The sequence below is a fragment of the Pseudomonas laurylsulfatiphila genome (assembly GCF_002934665.1).
GTDB classification, from domain to species: Bacteria; Pseudomonadota; Gammaproteobacteria; order Pseudomonadales; family Pseudomonadaceae; genus Aquipseudomonas; species Aquipseudomonas laurylsulfatiphila.
Genome location: NZ_NIRS01000005.1, coordinates 296,444 through 315,865, shown reverse-complemented (window position 1 = coordinate 315,865; position 19,422 = coordinate 296,444). Strand labels below are relative to the sequence as shown.

Annotated in this window: 16 protein-coding genes; 11 read left to right on the top strand and 5 right to left on the bottom strand. The window is 61.4% G+C overall.

Translation table 11 applies throughout. The features are described from left to right. Positions 1 to 44: 44 nt before the first annotated feature. A complete protein-coding gene (locus tag CD175_RS19950) occupies positions 45 to 1,016 on the top strand; it encodes a thymidylate synthase (protein ID WP_104450178.1) in 972 nt (323 codons plus the stop codon). A 122-nt stretch (positions 1,017 to 1,138) separates the two neighbouring features. Here the strand turns inward: CD175_RS19950 and cadR are convergent, their stop codons facing one another. Beyond that, entirely contained in the window at positions 1,139 to 1,588 is a 450-nt protein-coding gene (cadR, locus tag CD175_RS19945; RefSeq protein ID WP_104450177.1) for a Cd(II)/Pb(II)-responsive transcriptional regulator, read from the bottom strand. A gap of 93 nt (positions 1,589 to 1,681) precedes the next feature. Here cadR and CD175_RS19940 point away from each other — a divergent pair, with 93 nt between their 5' ends. The 7 genes from CD175_RS19940 to CD175_RS19910 all read left to right on the top strand — a co-directional run bounded on the left by CD175_RS19940 (position 1,682) and on the right by CD175_RS19910 (position 10,223). Then, entirely contained in the window at positions 1,682 to 3,943 is a 2,262-nt protein-coding gene (locus tag CD175_RS19940; RefSeq protein WP_104450176.1) for a heavy metal translocating P-type ATPase, read from the top strand. Between the two features lie 16 nt (positions 3,944 to 3,959). Further along, positions 3,960 to 4,823: a LysR family transcriptional regulator gene (locus CD175_RS19935; RefSeq protein ID WP_104450175.1), complete on the top strand. Its 864-nt coding sequence runs from the start codon at positions 3,960 to 3,962 to the stop codon at positions 4,821 to 4,823. Positions 4,824 to 5,039: 216 nt separating this feature from the next. Continuing rightward, positions 5,040 to 6,116, top strand: coding sequence for a putative 2-aminoethylphosphonate ABC transporter ATP-binding protein (locus tag CD175_RS19930; protein WP_104450174.1), 1,077 nt, complete (start codon positions 5,040 to 5,042; stop codon positions 6,114 to 6,116). Further along, positions 6,116 to 7,840, top strand: coding sequence for a putative 2-aminoethylphosphonate ABC transporter permease subunit (locus CD175_RS19925; protein WP_104450173.1), 1,725 nt, complete (start codon positions 6,116 to 6,118; stop codon positions 7,838 to 7,840). Before CD175_RS19930 ends, CD175_RS19925 begins: the two co-directional genes overlap by 1 nt. A 33-nt stretch (positions 7,841 to 7,873) precedes the next feature. After that, positions 7,874 to 8,899 (top strand): putative 2-aminoethylphosphonate ABC transporter substrate-binding protein, encoded by a 1,026-nt coding sequence (locus tag CD175_RS19920; protein ID WP_104450172.1) that lies wholly within the window; start codon positions 7,874 to 7,876, stop codon positions 8,897 to 8,899. 135 nt (positions 8,900 to 9,034) lie between these two features. Further along, on the top strand, positions 9,035 to 9,601 hold the full coding sequence (locus CD175_RS19915) for a phosphonate degradation HD-domain oxygenase (RefSeq protein ID WP_104450171.1): 567 nt from the start codon (positions 9,035 to 9,037) through the stop codon (positions 9,599 to 9,601). A gap of 91 nt (positions 9,602 to 9,692) precedes the next feature. Next, entirely contained in the window at positions 9,693 to 10,223 is a 531-nt protein-coding gene (locus CD175_RS19910; RefSeq protein WP_104450170.1) for a hypothetical protein, read from the top strand. A gap of 12 nt (positions 10,224 to 10,235) precedes the next feature. Here the strand turns inward: CD175_RS19910 and CD175_RS19905 are convergent, their stop codons facing one another. Next, a complete protein-coding gene (locus tag CD175_RS19905; protein ID WP_104450169.1) occupies positions 10,236 to 11,612 on the bottom strand; it encodes a GTPase/DUF3482 domain-containing protein in 1,377 nt (458 codons plus the stop codon). Beyond that, entirely contained in the window at positions 11,605 to 12,975 is a 1,371-nt protein-coding gene (locus tag CD175_RS19900) for a DUF2868 domain-containing protein (RefSeq protein WP_104450168.1), read from the bottom strand. Before CD175_RS19900 ends, CD175_RS19905 begins: the two co-directional genes overlap by 8 nt. A gap of 85 nt (positions 12,976 to 13,060) precedes the next feature. Here CD175_RS19900 and CD175_RS19895 point away from each other — a divergent pair, with 85 nt between their 5' ends. Continuing rightward, complete coding sequence (locus tag CD175_RS19895) at positions 13,061 to 13,573, top strand: dihydrofolate reductase (protein ID WP_104450167.1); 513 nt, start codon at positions 13,061 to 13,063, stop codon at positions 13,571 to 13,573. Between the two features lie 115 nt (positions 13,574 to 13,688). Here the strand turns inward: CD175_RS19895 and CD175_RS19890 are convergent, their stop codons facing one another. Further along, on the bottom strand, positions 13,689 to 15,080 hold the full coding sequence (locus tag CD175_RS19890; protein ID WP_104450166.1) for an L-cystine transporter: 1,392 nt from the start codon (positions 15,078 to 15,080) through the stop codon (positions 13,689 to 13,691). 242 nt (positions 15,081 to 15,322) lie between these two features. Between CD175_RS19890 and CD175_RS19885 the strand changes: the two genes are divergently transcribed. Beyond that, on the top strand, positions 15,323 to 16,378 hold the full coding sequence (locus CD175_RS19885; RefSeq protein ID WP_104450165.1) for an HAD family hydrolase: 1,056 nt from the start codon (positions 15,323 to 15,325) through the stop codon (positions 16,376 to 16,378). A gap of 474 nt (positions 16,379 to 16,852) precedes the next feature. Beyond that, a complete protein-coding gene (locus tag CD175_RS19875; RefSeq protein WP_104450164.1) occupies positions 16,853 to 17,140 on the top strand; it encodes a DUF6124 family protein in 288 nt (95 codons plus the stop codon). 160 nt (positions 17,141 to 17,300) lie between these two features. Here CD175_RS19875 and ilvD read toward each other — a convergent pair whose 3' ends face one another. Continuing rightward, positions 17,301 to 19,142 (bottom strand): dihydroxy-acid dehydratase, encoded by a 1,842-nt coding sequence (ilvD, locus tag CD175_RS19865; RefSeq protein WP_008048311.1) that lies wholly within the window; start codon positions 19,140 to 19,142, stop codon positions 17,301 to 17,303. Positions 19,143 to 19,422 lie beyond the last annotated feature (280 nt).

Sequence of the window (19,422 nt, the reverse complement as noted above, 5' to 3'; positions counted from 1 at the left end):
GAACCCCGCAGCGATGGCTGCGGGTTCAAGGACACAGGTAACTCATGAAGCAATATCTCGAACTGGTCGCCCACGTCATCAAGAACGGCACCAAGCAGGCCAACCGTACCGGCGTGAACACCATCAGTTTTCCTGGCGCGATGCTGCGTTATGACCTGCAGGAAGGTTTTCCGGCGATCACCACGCGCAAAATGGCGTTCAAGTCGGCCATCGGCGAAATGTGCGGATTCCTGCGTGGCGTGAACAACGCTGCCGAATTCCGCGCTCTGGGCTGCAAGGTCTGGGACCAGAACGCCAACGAAAACGCCCAGTGGCTGGCCAACCCGTTCCGCCAGGGCGAAGACGACCTTGGCGAAATCTACGGTGTGCAATGGCGCAAGTGGCCGGCGTACAAGCAGATTCCGCTCAGCAACCCGGCCGCCATCGAGCAGACCCTCAAGCAAGGCTACCGCCAGATCGCCGAAGGTGAAGAAGACGGTCAGGCCTATGTGGTGCTGTACAAGGCCATCGACCAGGTTCGCCAGTGCATCGACACCATCATCAAGGATCCGGGCAGCCGTCGTATCCTGTTCCACGGCTGGAACTGCGCCCAGCTTGATGAAATGGCCTTGCCGCCGTGCCACCTGCTGTACCAGTTCCACCCGAATGTCGAGACCAAAGAGATTTCCTTGACCCTCTACATCCGCTCCAACGACCTGGGCCTGGGCACGCCGTTCAACCTCACTGAAGGCGCTGCGCTGCTGAGCCTGGTCGGGCGCTTGACCGGCTACACGCCGCGCTGGTTCACCTATTTCATCGGCGATGCGCACGTCTACGAGAACCACCTGGACATGCTCAACGAACAGCTCAAGCGTGAACCGTTCCCGATGCCGAAACTGGTGATTTCCGACCGTGTGCCGGAGTTTGCCAAGACTGGTGTGTATCAGCCGGAATGGCTGGAACGGGTCGAGCCGGGTGACTTCTCGCTGGAAGGCTACGAGCACCACGCGCCGATGACCGCGCCGATGGCGGTCTGAAGTACAACACCTGAACCTGTGGGAGCGGGCTTGCCCGCGATGGCGGCGGCACATCCAACATTGATGTGACTGACATACCGCTATCGCGGGCAAGCCCGCTCCCACAGGGATTTGTGGTGTTCTCAGTGGCCGTGACTACGGCCGACATGGGAATGCTCAGCCTCTGTCGCCACAACCCCGCCGCTCACTTCCAACTGCTGCAAAATCCCGCATTGATCGATACCCGGCCCCTCGCCGCAGCGTTGGCGCAGGTCGAGCAGTTGTGCCTGCAAGGCCAGCAGGCCGTCGATCCGGGCCTTGACGTGGTGGATGTGCTCGTCGATCAGTGCGTTGACGCTTTCGCACTGGTCCTGCGGGCTATCGCGAAATGCCAGCAGGCTGCGGATTTCCTCGAGGGTCATGTCGAGGGTGCGACAGTTGCGGATGAAGGTCAGGCGCTCGGCGTGAGCCTGGGTGTAGACGCGATAGTTGCCATCACTGCGGGCCGGTTCCGGCAAAAGGTTCTCGCGCTCGTAGTAGCGGATCGTCTCTACGGCGCAGTCCGTGAGTTTCGCCAATTCTCCAATCTTCATGACGACAATCTCCAAAACTCCAAAATGGGTGCTTGACCCTATAGTGGCTACAGGGTCTTTACTGGGCAACAGGCACTCTTATGGACGCAACCAATGAGCGATTCTCAGCATACCCACAAACCTGTGGCCGAACATGAAATCAGCGCTAAGCTCCGGCCCTTGCCCAAGCATGACCATGGAGGTCACGGCGACGCTTGCTGCTCATCAAGAACGGCAGCGCCTGCGCGGGTCACCCTGAGCGAATCGCCGACGGCGGGTGCCCGTCTGAGCAGCTTTCGCATCGAGGCAATGGACTGCCCGACCGAGCAGACGCTGATCCAGAACAAGCTAAGCAAGCTGACAGGCGTGCAGCAGCTGGAGTTCAATCTGATCAACCGGGTGCTCGGCGTGACCCACGATTTGCCAGGCACCGAGCCAATCATCGAGGCGATCAAGTCCCTGGGCATGCACGCCGAACCGCTGGAGCAGGGGGCTGAAACACCGGCGGTGAAACCCGACAGGAAACACTGGTGGCCATTGGCGTTGTCCGGTGTGGGCGCATTGCTAGCGGAAGTCATCCACTTCACCGCTACCGCGCCTGATTGGGTGGTAGCGGTCATTGCGCTGGTGTCCATCCTCAGCGGCGGTCTCGGCACCTATAAAAAGGGCTGGATCGCGCTCAAGAACCTCAATCTGAACATCAACGCACTGATGAGCATCGCCGTCACCGGCGCCGTCCTGATCGGTCAATGGCCGGAAGCGGCGATGGTGATGTTCCTGTTCACGATGGCCGAGCTCATCGAGGCTCGTTCCCTGGATCGCGCGCGCAATGCCATCGGCGGGCTAATGCAGATGGCGCCGGACCAGGCGACGGTGTTGCAGGCCGACGGGAGTTGGGTCGAGCAGGATGTCAAAACCATCGAAATCGGTGCGCGGGTGCGTGTGCGTCCCGGCGAACGCATTGGTCTGGACGGCGAAGTGCTGTCCGGGCGTTCGACCATCGATCAGGCGCCCATTACCGGGGAAAGCCTGCCGGTAGAGAAAACCGTCGGCGACAAAGTGTTCGCCGGCACCATCAATCAGGCCGGTTCCCTTGAGTACGCGGTCACTGCCGCTGCGGGTAATTCGACCCTGGCCCGCATCATCCACGCCGTTGAACAGGCCCAGGGCGCGCGGGCGCCGACCCAGCGATTCGTCGATCAATTTTCGAAAATCTACACCCCGGCAGTGTTTGTCCTTGCGCTGGCAGTGGCGGTCATCCCACCGCTGTTCATGGGCGCGTTGTGGTTCGACTGGATTTACCGGGCGCTGGTGCTGCTGGTGGTGGCGTGCCCGTGTGCGCTGGTGATTTCCACGCCGGTGACCATCGTCAGCGGCCTTGCGGCAGCGGCGCGCAAAGGGATCCTGGTCAAGGGCGGCGTCTACCTGGAGGGCGGTTACAAGCTCGACTACCTGGCCCTGGACAAGACCGGCACCATCACCCATGGCAAACCGGTGCAGACCGATTACCTGTCGCTGGACCCGACCGCCGATGCATCGGCGCCGGCCATTGCCGCCGCGCTGGCCGGACGCTCGGATCACCCGGTTTCCCTGGCCATCGCCAAAGCGGCTGTGGACAACCAAACCGCGGCGCTGATTGTGGATAACTTCGAAGCCCTGGGCGGGCGCGGTGTTCGCGGTGAGATCAACGGCCAGCTGTATCATTTGGGCAACCATCGTCTGGTGGAAGATCTGGGCCTGTGCTCGCCGGCGCTGGAAGAAAAACTGTTTGCCCTGGAAAAGCAGGGCAAGTCGGTGGTGCTGCTGCTTGATTCGTCTGGTCCTTTGGCACTGTTCGCTGTCGCCGATACGGTAAAGGCGTCCAGTCGCGAAGCCATCGAGCAACTGCATGACCTGGGCATCAAAACCCTGATGCTCACCGGCGACAACGTCCACACCGCGCAGGCCATTGCCGCGCAGGTCGGCATCGACGAAGCCAGGGGCGACCTGTTGCCGGGGGACAAATTGCAGTCTATCGAGGCCCTTTATGCCCAGGGGCACCGGGTCGGCATGGTCGGCGACGGCATCAACGACGCGCCTGCGCTGGCGCGCTCCGAGATCGGTTTCGCCATGGCCGCCGCGGGCACCGATACCGCGATCGAAACCGCCGATGTCGCCCTGATGGACGACGATCTGCGCAAGATCCCGGCATTCATTCGCCTGTCGCGGCAGACGTCGAGCATCCTCAAACAGAACATCGCCCTGGCGTTGGTCATCAAAGCGATCTTTCTTGGGGTAACCTTCGCCGGGGTCGCTACCATGTGGATGGCAGTGTTCGCCGACATGGGCGTGAGTTTGCTGGTGGTGTTCAACGGTTTGCGCCTGCTGCGCAAGTAAAGAATGAGGGGCGGTTGTGCTGAGTGCCGAGCTGAAGGCGTTTTACATGGTGGCCCGCCTGGGCAGCATTACCCAGGCGGCCAAAAAGCTCGGCCTGAGCCAACCGACGGTGACGACGCAGATCCGCAACCTGGAGAGTCAGTATTCGGTCGAGCTGTTCTACCGTGGCGGTCGGCGCCTGAGCGTCAGCGAGGAGGGCGCGCGGCTGCTGCCGATGGTCAAGGTGCTGATGCAGCAGGAAGCCGATATCGAGTTTTTCCTGCGTAACTGCGGCCAGGTCCAGGGCACATTGCGCATTGCCGCCACGGCGCCGTATTACATCCTCGACCTGGTGAAAACCTTTCGCGAGCGCTTGCCCCAGGTGGAGGTGTCGGTGGAAATCGGCAATTCCCAGCAGGTGCTCGAAGCGCTGGAAGAGTACCGGGTCGATGTCGCGGCGTCGTCGCAGCTGCTCGATGACGCTCGGCTGATTCGCCGGGTGCTCGGCAGCGATCCGCTGGTGTTGGCGGTGCATCGCAATCATCCACTGGCGGTTCACGATCACGTACCACTCGGCGCCCTGGCCGGGCATACCCTGCTGATGCGCGAACCGGGCTCGACCACCCGCCGCCTGACCGAAGAGTTGCTGGCCGGCGCCGGAGTGAGTTTCGGGCCGCTGCTGGAGATCGGCAGCCGCGAATCGATCCGCGAGGCGGTGCTGCGCAACATCGGCATCAGCATCATCGCCCGCCAGGAAGTACCCCATGATCCGCAACTGCGGGTGCTGACCATCCAGAATGCGCCGCAGATTCCCGAATACCTGTATTGCCTGAAGGAACGCAAAGGCGCGCGGTTGCCGGCGGCGTTTCTGGGGTTAGCGCAGGAAATGGCGCCGGTCTGACATCTTCGGTGACTGTTCGGGCCTCATCGCTGGCAAGCCAGCTCCTACAGGGGAATGCGAAACCTTGTAGGAGCTGGCTTGCCAGCGATAGCGTCAGATCAGACAACACTCAACCAAAATCCTTGAATACCACTATCGGCAGTTTTTGCCTTACTGCCACATGACGGACTCATTACAACCCTAGGATGGCCTTCATCTGCTAGATGAGGTCCGTCCATGAACAACTCGATCGCAACTGCCCTGACCAATCCTGGCGCCCCGATGAAGGTGCGCGGCGTACAGAAACGTTTCGGCGCTTTCACCGCGCTGGATAACGTTTCACTCGACGTGGCGGCCGGTGAGCTGGTGTGTCTGCTGGGGCCGTCCGGCTGTGGCAAGACCACCTTGCTGCGCTGCATCGCCGGCCTGGAAAAGCAGGACAGCGGCGAGTTGTACCTGGGTGACCGCGACGTTTCCCACCTGGCTCCCCAGGCGCGGGACTACGGCATTCTGTTCCAGTCCTACGCGTTGTTCCCCAATCTCACCGTCGAAGCGAACATTGCCTACGGCCTCGCCGGCAATGGTCGCGACCAGACTCGCCAGCGTGTCGGTCAGATGCTGGAACTGGTCGGCCTGGGCGGCAGCGAGAAAAAATATCCCGGTCAGTTGTCCGGTGGCCAGCAGCAGCGGGTTGCACTGGCTCGCGCTCTGGCCCCGGCGCCTTCGCTGTTGCTGCTCGACGAGCCGATGTCGGCTCTCGATGCCCGGGTGCGCGAGCATCTGTGCACCGAACTGCGCCAGCTGCAACGCAACCTCGGCATCACCACCCTGATGGTGACCCACAATCAGGACGAGGCCATGTTGATGGCCGACCGTATCGCCGTGATGAACAACGGCAAGGTCGAGCAGTACGCCACGCCCCAGGAAATCTACAACCGGCCGGCTACGCCGTTCGTGGCGGAGTTCGTGGGCCAGGGCAACTGGTTGCCGTTCCAGCGCAGCAGCGATAGCCACGCCCAGGTCGGCGGGATGAGCATGCGTCTGGCCGATGGCGGTGCCAAGACCGCGTCGGGCCGCTTGTTCTGCCGTCCGGAAGCGATCAACGTCAATCCGCTGGTGCACGAGGAAAACCTGTTCCCGGCCAAGGTGCGTGAGATCACCTTTCTCGGCAACCGCTGTCGCATGAGCTTCGAGCTCGATCATTTGCCGGGCCATGCGCTGTTGGCGGAACTGGCACCGGAAGCCATGCCGCGCCTTGGCGCCCGGCAGATCATGGTCGCCTTGCCGCCGCGCAGCCTGCAGGTGTTTGCCTGATGAGCGCGAACATCGCGCTGCCGCTGCCACACAAGCAGGTTCGGCAGACTTCCCGTGCCGAGATCGGTGACTGGCTGTTCGTGGTCGGCGGCAAAGTGCTTCTGCTGGTGCTGTTGGGCGTTGCCGTATTGATGCCGTTGCTGGCGATCTTCTGGCGTGGCTTCAGTGCTGAAGCCGGGCAGGGTGGTGGTTGGGTTGCAGCGAAAGAACTGGTGACCAGCGAGAACTTCCACTGGTTGCTCGGCAACAGTCTGAAGGTTTCCCTCAGCGTCGCGGCTATTGTCGTACCCCTGGCTTACCTGTTTGCCTACGCGCTGCAACGCACCCTGATTGCGGGTAAAGGCATCTGGCGTGGCATTTCCCTGCTGCCATTGATGGCGCCGTCGATGCTGCCCGGGATTGCGCTGGTTTACCTGTTCGGCAACCAGGGCATGCTGCGAGGCCTGCTCTCGGACAACATCTACGGCTTCTGGGGCATTGTTCTGGGTGAGTTGATCTACACCTTCCCGCACGCCTTGATGATTCTTCTGTCGGCCTTGTCCCTGGCCGATGCGCGACTGTTCGATGCTGCTTCAAGCATGGGCGCCAGTCCGGCGAAAGCGTTCCGCAGCATCACCTGGCCGGCGACCCGTCAGGCGGTTTTCGCTGCGTTCTGCCTGGTGTTCACCCTGACCATCACCGATTTCGGGGTTCCGGTGGTGGTTGGTGGTGACTATCAAGTGCTGGCACTGGAAGCCTATAAGGCCGTGGTCGGCCAACAGCAATTCGGCCGCGGTGCCTTGATCGGCATGGTGTTGTTGCTGCCGGCGCTATTCAGCTTTGGCGTCGATGCCTGGTTGCGTCGTCGTCACGGCGACTCCATGAGCGGTCGTGCCCAGGTGTTCAAGCCTGCGCCATCGAAACTGCGCGACGCTTGCTACCTGGCCATCGTCCTGTTGATCAGCGCCGCATTGCTGCTGGTGTTCGGCATGGCGGTGTTCTCGTCCCTGGTGAAGTTCTGGCCGTACAACCTGTCGCTGTCGCTCAACCACTACCAGTTCAATGAAACCGCCGGCGGTGGCTGGCTGGCCTACGGCAACAGCTTGAAGATGGCCTTGGGCACGGCATTGATCGGCAGCCTGCTGATTTTCACCGGCGCCTACCTGATGGAAAAAACCAGGGGTCAGCGCGGCCTGAACCTGACCTTGCGCATGCTCAGTTTCGTACCGATGGCGGTGCCGGGCCTGGTGTTGGGGTTGGGTTACGTCTTCTTCTTCAACCTCACCGGCAACCCGCTGCATGTGCTGTACGGGACCATGACCCTGCTGATCGTCTGCACCATTGCGCACTATCTGACCACCGCGCAAATGACCGCCACCACCGCATTGCGCCAACTCGATACCGAGTTCGAAGCCGCCGCGCTGTCGCTCAAGGCGCCGCTGTACCGCCATTACCTGCGCGTCACCGTGCCGATTTGCCTGCCGGCTTTGCTGGACATCGTGCGCTACCTGTTCGTCTCGGCCATGACCACCGTCTCGGCGGCGATCTTCCTCTACAGCCCCGACACCATCCTCGCAGCGGTGGCGGTGCTGAACATGGACGACGCCGGCAACGTCGGCGGTGCGGCGGCGATGTCGACCCTGATTCTGTTCACCTCGGCGGGCGTGTCCCTGCTGCTGGCCTGGGCCTCGCGCGGTTTGCTACGTCGCTCCCAGGCCTGGCGGCAGACCGCGCCCGGTCACTGATTCACACCCTCAACTCAAATACAGGAAAAGATCATGTTCAAGCCTTTGGCCCTGGCCGCCGCTGTCCTCACCGCTTTCAGCCTGAACGCCTTTGCGGCGAAAACCGAGTTGACGGTGTACACCGCCCTCGAAGCCGAACAGCTGAAAACCTATAAAGAAGCCTTCGAAAAGGCCAACCCGGACGTCGAAATCAAATGGGTGCGTGATTCCACCGGCATCATCACCGCCAAACTGCTGGCCGAAAAAGAACGCCCGCAGGCTGATGCCGTGTGGGGCCTGGCGGCTTCCAGCCTGGCGATCCTCGACCAGCAGGGCATGCTGCAAAGCTATGCACCGAAGGACCTGGGCAAGATCGGCGCCAACTACCGCGACGCCGCCAACCCGCCAGCCTGGGTCGGCATGGATGTCTGGGCCGCGACCATTTGCTTCAACACCGTCGAAGCCGAAAAGCAGGGCCTGACCAAACCAGTAAGCTGGCAGGACCTGACCAAGCCTGAGTACAAAGGCAAGATCGTCATGCCGAACCCGGCATCGTCCGGCACCGGCTTCCTCGACGTCAGCGCCTGGCTGCAAACCTTCGGCGAGAAGCAGGGCTGGGCCTACATGGACGGCCTGCACCAGAACATCGGCCAGTACGTTCACTCCGGTTCCAAGCCTTGCAAACTGGCGGCCGCGGGTGAGTTCCCTATCGGTATTTCCTTCGAGTACCCGGCCGTTCAACTGAAACGCCAGGGCGCACCGCTGGACATCATCCTGCCGAAGGAAGGCCTGGGCTGGGAAATCGAAGCGACTGCCGTGATCAAGGGCACGGCCCACGAAGAAGCCGCGAAGAAACTGGCTGACTTCTCCGCCAGCCCGGAAGCGATGGAACTGTACAAAGAAAACTTCGCCGTGCTCGCCCAGCCTGGCATCGCCAAGCCGCAGACCGAACTGCCAGCCGACTACGAACAGCGCCTGATCAAGAACGACTTCGCCTGGGCTTCGAAGAACCGCGACGAGATCCTGACCGAATGGCGCAAGCGTTATGACGGCAAGTCCGAGAAAGTGGCGGCCAAGTAAGATCTTTATCGGCTGAAAGTGCCTCTTCGCGAGCAGGCTCGCTCCCACAGGGAAATGCATTCCTATGTGGGAGCGAGCCTGCTCGCGAAAGCGGTCTACCATTCACCACAAATCTCACTGACCGGGAGGCTTCTAATGCACAGCAATGAACAAACCGTCGCCAAGGTCTTCGCCCTCTACGAACGCTTTGGCGACAGCGACTACATCGGCGAGCCGGTGTCGCAGATCGAGCACATGTCCCAGGCCGCCCAATGCGCGATGGCTGAAGGCTTCGACGACGAAGTCGTGCTGGCGGCGTTCTTCCACGATATCGGGCACATCTGCGCCGGGGGGGCCGAGAACATGGGCGGCTACGGCGTGGTCAGCCATGAACGGCTGGGCGCCGACTACCTGCGTCGCGCCGGCTTTAGCGAGCGCATGGCGCGACTGGTCGAATATCACGTTCAGGCCAAGCGTTATCTGACGTTGAAGGAGCCTGGGTACTACGAACGTTTGAGCGAAGCCAGTCGCCGGACCCTGGAGTATCAGGGTGGGATGATGACCGAAGCCGAAGCCGATGCCTTCGAGCAGGACCCGTTGTGCGAAGTCAGTTTGCGCATGCGCCAGTGGGATGAACAGGCCAAGGAGATGCATGTACCGGTGATTGATCTGGAGGTGTTGAAGCGCAAAGCCATCGGAGTCTTGTCTCTCGAGGTCTGCTGAAACGCCCTACAAGCAAAAGAAACTGTTCGCGCAGAGAGTTCCGACGGGACGGGCTAGCTTGATCGGCCCTTCTTCAATGAGAAACTCCACCATGCGTTATTTGAAAGTGACTGCCCAGGACCGCAGCGCGAACGGCAAGGCCGACACCGTCCTCCTGCATTTTTTCGAGGAGAGTAGCGGGGCAGAAGACAGGCTCATCCATAAAGCCTATGCGCTGGATATCACGGCTGATGGCAAGGTTGATTTCCAGGTCGGTGATGTGAACAACGACGGTAAGGAAAACACCAAGGACGAGCGGTTGCTCAAGTCGTTTGCAAACGCCTACTTGCAGCTCAACTGGTTCAACCGCGGCGAGACCTGGGATCGCTATCTGAAGATATTCACCGAAGATTTCGCCAATGACGGTTCGCCAGACACCGTGCGCCTGCACTTTCATGAAGGCGTCGGCAAACCGTCGGATCAAACTATCGTTTACACCGCCTCCGCCTATGACACCAACAACGACGGGAAGATGGATTGGCTGATCCACTTCGATATGGATAACGACGGTGACCAGGATGCGGTGGATCAACAGCGCGTCTCACAGCTCAGTACTGCGTATCTGCAGTTCAACTGGCGCTGACGATCAGCAGGTTCACAACTGCTGCGCCAACACCTCAACCTGCTCCTGCCGCTCTGCCTGATTCAACTTCGGATGCGGATTCAACGACGACCACTGCGGATGCGCCCGCGCCTTGTTCAACGCCTCGGGCAGTTTGCCTTCGCGCCAGCTCTTGTCCTGAGGCGTGGCCACCTGGATGCTGTCCATCGCCGCATGCCCACGGGCGTTCAGCGCTTGCAGCAATTGCCGCTGGCGCAGCGCCAACAGGCGCAGCACGTTGTCATCCACCGTCAGTTCGCGCTGGCCCTTGATCTTGCCCAGCAAGCGGCTGCCATAACTGCGCGCGGTTTGCAGGGCGCCACCGGCGATGGCGCCGGCCAGTGCGGCGGCGCCGAGCGTAATCCCGCCCACCAGCAAATCGACTCCGGCCCCGGCAGCGGCGCCTGCGGCAATCCCACCACCGACGCGCACACCCAGTTGCTTGAGAGTTTCCGGGTTGAACAAATCATCACCCCAACGGCCATCGAGCAGCGGTAAATCACTGGCGGCGGCATCCTGTGGGCGGAAGGCGTAGAGCTTGAGCAGGGCCTCGACGCAACGCTGCTCGCGCTGGCGTACGGCTTTGCGCAATTCGCTGATCGCCTGTTGTTCCTGCTCGGCTTCACTGACCACACTGCGTCGGCAAGCCGCGCAATCGATCAGCAATTCGGCAATCAATCGCTCCGCGCTTTGCTGGCGAGCCAGACGCTGGGCCTGCTGATCGGCGATCAGGCGTTCGAGTTGCGGCCGGGCAGTTTCCAGCAGGAGGGCGAGACTTTCATAGAGTCGACGCTCGCCGTCTTCCGGCGGCGCGACGCTGTCGAAACGCACCAGGGCATGCAAGCCCAGCCGCGCCAGCGCCTCACGCCAGGCCGGTTCGCGATGGTTGGCGCTGCTGACGAAATTCAGCACCGGCAGCAAGGGTTTGCCGCAACTGGCCAACACTTCCAGCTCGTCGCGATACTTGGCCAACACCGGCTCACGGGCGTCGATCACATAAAGACCGGCATCCGACGCCAGCAACTGACGCAGCACCTTGGCTTCCTGTTCGAAGCGTTGCCGGGCTTCGCTGCCATCAAGGAAACGCGCCAGGCGTGCAGGACCGTCGAGGCGCTCACCCGGGCGTTCGAGGCGTTCGAGGTAATCGAGCAGGGCGATGGCGTCTTCCAGGCCGGGGGTGTCGTAGAGGTCGAGCAGTGGCTCGCCGTCCACCGAAAGACGGGCGCCTTCGACGTGCCGCGTGGTACTGGGACGATGGGACACTTCACCGAAACCGACGTCGCGGGTCAGGGTGCGCAACAACGAGGTTTTACCGACGTTGGTGTGACCGACCACGGCGAGTTTCAGAGGTTGCTTCCTGGTGTCAGTCATGACCCGTCTCCAGCCAGTTCATCGGTGCACAATCGGCAAATGGCAACTCGAGCTGTTGCAGCGCCACGTGCCAGTCGCCCAGGCGCTCGGCGTCCAGCGCTTCACCGGGCGGCGCCTGCAACAACCACACGCGGGTGGCGCTGGCGCTGCGGGCCAGTTCGGCAATCAAGGCCAGGCTGCCGCGATCCGGCGAGCGTCGCGGATCGCAGGCGATGGCCAGGCGTGCCGGGGGAAAGCGGCTCAGTTGTTCGAGGAGTTTGTGCCGCGATTCGCGACTGTCGAGGATGCCGGCGTTGCTCACGTTTTTTGGCAATTGCGGTGGCCACGGGCGTTGGTCGTCCAGTTCGATGGCGACCAACAGCGCACCGTCGCTTTGCTGCTCGGTGACACCGCTTTCCACGCGATGCAGTTGCGCCGGTGCCGCATCGCTGACGCCGAGGCGTTCGCTGGTGGGCATCAAGCGTTCGCGCAGTTGCGCGTAGCCGGGCAGGTTCAAATCCAGACGCAGCGCTGTTTGCCCTGTCTTCCAACGCCACAGGCAAAACAGCGCGAGCAGCAGGCGCGGCAAAACGCCGTAGACCAGCAGTACGCCCACCAGCCAGGCGGCCCAGGCCTGGCGGGCGCTTTCGATGTTCAGTGCGGCATCGCCACTGGCGCGGATCATCTCTACGGTCGGCACACTGAAGCCAAACAGGGCCGGCAACGCACCCAGCGCCTGAGTGACGGCGATAAAGGTGTCAGCACTGAGGATCGTGGTTTCCCAGACGAAGCCGTAGCGCCGGGTCGCCATCAACATCAGCAAGATCACCAGCGCGCTGATCATCGCCAACAACCACAGGCTGTTGACCAGCACGCCGATGGCCCAGCGATTGAGTTTCTGCCGCTGCAGTAACAGGAGCAGGGCGGGGGCCAACTGCGCGGCCTTGGCGTCACGAGCGAGTTTTTCGCTGAGCCATAGCCACAGGCGTCCGAGGCTGGCGCCGTGTTCGCCGGCAAACACCAGTCCCAACGCCCAACTCAGCAACAGGACCAGATTGAGCCCGAGCAGGCTGCCCAATGCCCAGAACACATTCACCGGGTGCAGGCCGTCGCCCATAGCCGCGAAGGCCAGGCCGGCACCGCTGATCACCGCCAGCACGGCCATTACGATCAGCGCCAGCCGCGAGCCTTGCAGCCAGTGTTTAAGGGCTGCAGTCAGGCCATCGCGTTCAGCCAGCCACAGGGCGCGGCGTTGAATGCGCGCCGGCAAATCGCCGCCGGCGCTGCGGGCCAGTCGGTTGGCTTCCAAGTCTTCCAGTGGGCCTGCGTGTTCTTCGCGCAGGCGGATGGTTTCTGTCAGCCAGAGGGTATTGAGTTCAGTCACGCGGCATCCCGTCGCTTAAATGAGCTGTGAGCATAACCGCTGTGGCGCTTATCGGCGAAAGCGAGGCTCTGGTATCCTCGCCGGCATGACTAAATCACTCCCCCTCAGCCTGATTGCAGCCCTCGGTGAAAACCGTGTGATCGGCGTCGACAACAGCATGCCCTGGCACTTGCCGGGGGACTTCAAATATTTCAAGGCCACCACCCTCGGCAAGCCGATCATCATGGGTCGCAAGACCTGGGATTCCCTCGGTCGTCCGCTGCCGGGCCGCCTGAACATCGTGGTCAGTCGCCAGGCGGATCTGCAACTCGAAGGCGCGGAGGTTTATCCGTCGCTGGAAGCCGCCGTCGTTCGCGCCGAAGCATGGGCGAAGGAACAGGGCGTCGATGAATTGATGCTGATTGGCGGCGCGCAGTTGTATGCGCAAGGGCTGGCGCAGGCTGACCGGTTGTACCTGACCCGCGTGGCGCTGAGCCCGGAAGGGGATGCGTGGTTTCCGGAGTTTGATTTGAAGGAATGGAAACTGGTTTCCAACGTTGAAAACCCGGCATTAGACGGTAAGCCGGCGTACAGCTTCGAAGTCTGGGAAAAAGCCTAAAAGCATCGCGAGCAAGCTCGCTCCCACAGTGTTTGAGGTGAATCACAAATTGTGTGAACACCACAGATCCCTGTGGGAGCGAGCTTGCTCGCGATAGCGGTCTATCAGACGCTACTCAAGCCTGCGCCAACGCCGAATGCTCATCCGCATCCAGCAGCGCCTTGTCCGTCTGCTGCATCACCTGGCTGGTAATCGCACCGGCCGTCATCGAACCGCTCACGTTCAGCGCTGTACGCCCCATATCAATCAGCGGCTCGACCGAAATCAGCAACGCCACCAGTGACACCGGCAAACCCATCGCCGGCAGTACGATCAACGCGGCAAAGGTCGCGCCACCACCGACACCGGCCACACCGGCCGAGCTCAGCGTCACAATCGCCACCAGCGTCACGATCCACAGCGGGTCCAGCGGGTTGATGCCCACGGTCGGCGCCACCATCACCGCCAACATCGCCGGGTACAGACCGGCACAGCCGTTCTGGCCAATGGTCGCGCCGAACGAAGCGGCGAAACTGGCGATGGATTGCGGGATGCCCAGACGGCTGGTCTGCGCTTCGATGCTCAACGGAATCGTCGCTGCGCTGGAACGGCTGGTGAAGGCAAACGTCAGCACCGGCCAGATCTTGCGGAAGAACCGCAGCGGGTTGATCCCGGCGGCCGACACCAGCACGCCATGCACCACGAACATCAGGCCCAGACCGATGTAGGACACCACCACGAAACTGCCGAGCTTGATGATGTCTTGCAGGTTGGAACCGGCGACCACTTTGGTCATCAGCGCCAGCACGCCGTACGGGGTCAGCTTCATCACCAGGCGCACCAGACGCATCACCCAGGCTTGCAGGGTGTCGATGGCGTTGATCACTTTCTGACCTTTCTCGGCATCATCCTTGAGCAATTGCAGCGCCGCGACACCCAGGAACGCAGCGAAAATCACCACGCTGATGATCGACGTCGGCTTGGCCCGCGCCAGGTCGGCGAAGGGGTTTTGCGGAATGAACGACAGCAGCAGCTGCGGCACATTCAGGTCGGCGACCTTGCCGGCGTAATCGGTCTGGATGGTTTGCAGGCGCGCCATTTCCTGGGTACCGGCCACCAGGCCTTCGGCAGTCAGGCCGAACAGGTTGGTCAGGCCGATGCCGATCAAGGCCGCGATGGCCGTGGTGAACAGCAGCGTGCCGATGGTCAGGAAGCTGATCTTGCCCAGCGACGAGGCGTTGTGCAGACGGGCCACGGCGCTGAGGATCGAGGCGAACACCAGCGGGATCACGATCATTTGCAGCAATTGCACATAACCGTTGCCCACCAGATCGAACCAGCCGATCGAGGCTTTCAGCACCGGGTTGCCGGCACCGTAGACAGTGTGCAACGCCACACCGAACGCCACGCCCAGCACCAGCGCGAGCAGGACTTTTTTCGCCAGGCTCCATGTCGTGTGGCGGGTTTGCGCCAGGCCGAAGAGCAGGGCGAGGAACACCAGCAGATTGAGGATCAGCGGCAGATTCATGAAGACTCCGATAAGACTTGTGCCGGTTGCACCCTTGGGCAACCGCGAACCGGCAAGCCTAACAGCTTGAAAACTAATGAATTAATATCAAAAACGTATGATATCCGTCGTTTTTGGAATAAGCGGATGTCGCTGTCAGAAATGCAGCTGGCGCGAAAGGGACGCGGACGGTCGCTGACAGACGAGGACTGTCACACTTATTTGTTAGCGTCGATCTCTTTCACATTCAGGGAGAAACGCCAATGAAGTTCGCACCGAAATTACTGGCTGCAGCACTTTGCCTGGGCCTTGCCGGCCAGGTTTTCGCAACGGATCTGAAACACTGGCCAGCCGATCAGGCCAAGGCGCTGGACGCGATGATCGCCGCCAACGCCAACAAGGGTAACTACGCGGTGTTCGACATGGACAACACCAGTTACCGCTACGACCTCGAAGAGTCGTTGCTGCCGTTCATGGAAAACAAGGGCCTGATCACCCGCGAAAAGCTCGATCCCTCCCTGAAACTGATGCCGTTCAAGGACACCGCCGACCACAAGGAAAGCCTGTTCAGCTACTACTACCGCCTCTGCGAAGTCGACGACATGGTTTGCTATCCATGGGTCGCGCAGGTCTTCTCCGGCTTTACCCTCAAGGAACTCAAGGGCTACGTCGACGAAATGATGGCGTCCGGCAAGCCGGTGCCGGCGACTTATTACGAAGGCGACGTGGTCAAGAAACTCGACGTCAATCCGCCGAAAATCTTCACCGGCCAGCAAGAGCTGTACAACAAGCTGATGGAGAACGGCATCGAGGTCTACGTGATGACCGCCGCCTCCGAAGAACTGGTGCGCATGGTCGCGGCCGATCCGAAATACGGCTACAACGTCAAACCGCAGAACGTGATCGGCGTGTCGTTGCTGCTCAAGGACCCGAAGACGGGCGAGCTGACCACCGCGCGCAAGCAGATCACCGCCGGCAAATATGACGAGAAGGCCAACCTCGGCCTGGAACTGACCCCGTACCTGTGGACCCCGGCGACCTGGATGGCCGGCAAGCAGGCGGCGATCCTGACCTACATCGATGAGTGGAAAAAACCGGTGCTGGTTGGCGGTGATACCCCGAGCAGCGACGGCTACATGCTGTTCCAGAGTGTTGATGTGGCCAAGGGCGGCATTCACCTGTGGGTCAATCGCAAGGACAAGTACATGACCCAGATCCAGGGCATGATGGCCAAGAACGCCGCGGCCCAGGCCAAGGAAGGCTTGACGGTGACTGCCGACAAGAACTGGGTGGTCGTCAAACCGGAAGAGATCCAGTAAGACCGCGGCGCTGCCATCGCGGGCAAGCCCGCTCCCACAAAGGTCTTGGGTGAAACACAAGTTGTGCGAATCCCGACGATCCCTGTGGGAGCGGGCTTGCCCGCGATGAGGCCAGTCGGTGCAATGAAAGCCTTTGTATGATCGACATCCCTGACAGTCGCAACCTACGCATTCTTGCGTAAGGGACTACGACTACGCCAGAATCCGCCGGCTTGTGCGCCTGGGGGGGCGGCTTCTATCGTTTCCGCGTCACTGAACATCAGTGATCGGGTTTGGTAGCCCGTGTTCACCTCGGCGCATTGCGCCACCCTTTGCAGGGTTCGTTTCTGTCTCTGCTCATATGGTGGCCATGCGCAGGGCATCTTCGGACGTGCCGGGTTCCTGGTGACCGGTCTACCAACCTGCGTATGGCCGCCACCCTTCGTTTGGTAGCGAGGGTGATGGCTCCTTTTTTCTCACCCGGAGTTCCATCAAATGTTGAAAGTTACCCCCGATCCTCCCGATTGCGACAACCTCTCCACCCGCATCAATTTCACCCCGCGCAAACCCAGCCAAACATTCGTCATCGCCCCGGGCCTCGACACCGAAACCCTGTTGGCCCACGCCTGCGAATCCCTCGCCTCGGCCAATGTCATGGCCAGCGATTTCGCCGGACTGCTGGAAGGCTCGCAACGCAGCACGATGCTGGGGATCGCGCAGGTCATCATGCTGGGCGAACTGGCGGTGAACCAGGCGCTGGATAACCTCGACCCGCAGGAATAACGCCGGCCCCCTTTGTAGGAGCTGCCGAAGGCTGCGATCTTTTGACTTTGATTGTAAAAAACAGGATCAAAAGATCGCAGCCTGCGGCAGCTCCTACAGGGGATCGGTGGAAATAAAATACCCCGCACTGGGCGGGGTATTTTTGTTCAGCGATCAAGCATCAAAGCCCGTCAAGCATCGCCTTGTTACGCACAGCACCCTTGTCGGCGCTGGTCGCCAGCAGGGCGTAGGCCTTCAGGGCAGTGGTCACTTTACGTGGACGCACTTCCACCGGCTTCCAGCCTTTCTTGTCCTGCTCGACCCGGCGCGCGGCCAGTTCTTCGTCGCTGACCAACAGGTTGATCGAGCGGTTCGGAATGTCGATCAGCACCTTGTCGCCGTCCTGCACCAGGCCGATTGCACCGCCGGCAGCCGCTTCAGGCGAAGCGTGGCCGATGGACAGACCGGAGGTGCCGCCGGAGAAACGGCCGTCGGTGAGCAGGGCGCAGGCTTTGCCCAGGCCTTTGGATTTCAGGTACGACGTCGGGTAGAGCATTTCCTGCATGCCCGGGCCGCCTTTCGGGCCTTCGTAGCGAATGATGACGATGTCGCCTTCCTTCACTTCGTCGGCGAGGATGCCGCGTACGGCGCTGTCCTGGCTTTCGAAGATCTTGGCGTTGCCTTCGAACACGTGGATCGACTCGTCGACGCCGGCGGTTTTCACCACGCAGCCGTCCAGAGCGATGTTGCCGTAGAGAACGGCCAGGCCGCCTTCTTGCGAGTAAGCGTGCTCGACACTGCGGATGCAGCCGTTTTCACGGTCGTCGTCCAGGGTTTCCCAACGGGTCGACTGGCTGAACGCGGTTTGCGTCGGGATGCCCGCCGGACCGGCCTTGAAGAAGTGGTGCACGGCTTCGTCGTTGGTCTGGGTAATGTCCCACTTGGCGATGGCTTCTTCCATGCTGCGGCTGTGCACGGTCGGCAGCTGGGTGTGCAGCAGGCCGCCACGGGCCAGCGAACCGAGGATGCTGAAGATGCCGCCAGCGCGGTGCACGTCTTCCATGTGGTACTTCTGGATGTTCGGTGCGACCTTGCACAGTTGCGGCACGTGACGGGACAGACGGTCGATGTCGCGCAGGTCGAAATCGATCTCGGCTTCCTGGGCGGCGGCCAGCAAGTGCAGGATGGTGTTGGTGGAACCGCCCATGGCGATGTCCAGGGTCATGGCGTTTTCGAAGGCCTGGAAGTTGGCGATGTTGCGCGGCAACACCGACTCGTCGTTCTCGCCGTAGTAACGCTTGCACAGCTCGACGATGGTGCGGCCGGCCTGCAGGAACAGCTGCTCGCGGTCGCTGTGGGTGGCCAGGGTCGAACCGTTGCCCGGTAAGGCAAGGCCCAGCGCTTCAACCAGGCAGTTCATCGAGTTGGCGGTGAACATGCCGGAGCACGAACCGCAGGTCGGGCAGGCGCTGCGCTCGTACTCGGCGACTTTCTCGTCAGAAGCGCTGGAGTCGGCGGCGATCACCATGGCGTCGACCAGGTCGAGGCCGTGGGAGGCGAGTTTGGTCTTGCCGGCTTCCATCGGGCCGCCGGAGACGAAGATCACCGGGATGTTCAGGCGCAGGGAAGCCATCAGCATGCCAGGGGTGATCTTGTCGCAGTTGGAAATGCACACGATGGCGTCGGCGCAGTGGGCGTTGACCATGTACTCGACGGAGTCGGCGATGATCTCGCGGCTCGGCAGCGAATACAGCATGCCGTCGTGGCCCATGGCGATGCCGTCATCGACAGCGATGGTGTTGAATTCCTTGGCCACGCCGCCAGCGCGTTCGATCTCGCGGGCGACCAGTTGGCCCAGGTCCTTGAGGTGCACGTGGCCCGGTACGAACTGGGTGAACGAGTTGGCAATGGCGATGATCGGCTTCTTGAAGTCGTCATCTTTCATCCCCGTGGCGCGCCACAGTGCGCGGGCGCCGGCCATGTTGCGGCCGTGGGTGGATGTTTTCGAGCGGTAATCAGGCATGAAGCACTCCGGGCGGCTAATCAGGTATCAAAAGGGAAGTGAGCTTCTATTGACGTCTGGAACACTCAGAAATGGCCGCGTGTCCGGAAGTTGCCGATAACTTTGCGGGATCGCCGCGCGCTTCAGCTTGAGCTCATAAACCCGCCGGGGATGACTGGCGATGAATGTTCGCGATTCTACACGGCTGGCGGCTGGAGGGAATGCCTGCAAACCTGGAGGCGGCGCTTACGAGACGTGCGGGCGCGTTTTCTGTAGGAGCGAGCCTGCTCACGATGAGCCT